At 65.2% G+C, this 270-nt stretch carries 1 protein-coding gene; it reads right to left on the bottom strand.

Annotated elements, in window-relative coordinates; all coding sequences use genetic code 11:
* Window positions 1–58 precede the first annotated feature (58 nt).
* Window positions 59–270: hypothetical protein (locus SB660_RS20760; protein ID WP_410584235.1), on the bottom strand; the 212-nt coding region annotated here is incomplete at its 5' end.

Here is a 270-nt window from a genome sequence, read left to right as displayed (position 1 = left end):
CGAGGGGCATGGGCGCGCACCGGGAGGGCAACCGGCGCAGGCTAGGGAGGGGAGCGGTTCAGCCGGCGTGAAGCCGCCCCGGCCGCGTTGCGGCGGCATAAGCGGAAAGCCTTGCACGGCAGGCCGTGCAGCGGATCTGAAGCAAAATCTTCACGAAGGCTTGCCCAAATCCGTGCCGGTCGTTATGATGCGCGTCCTCGCAACGCGGCACTGCCTTGCGATTGTTGGCCGAGTAGCTCAGTTGGTAGAGCAGGGGATTGAAAATCCCCG

Source organism: Bacillus sp. SIMBA_005, assembly GCF_046535585.1.
Classification (GTDB): Bacteria; Bacillota; Bacilli; order Bacillales; family Bacillaceae; genus Bacillus; species Bacillus pumilus.
The sequence above is the reverse complement of the archived record's forward strand: the minus strand, read 5'-3'. Positions and strand labels throughout refer to the sequence as shown.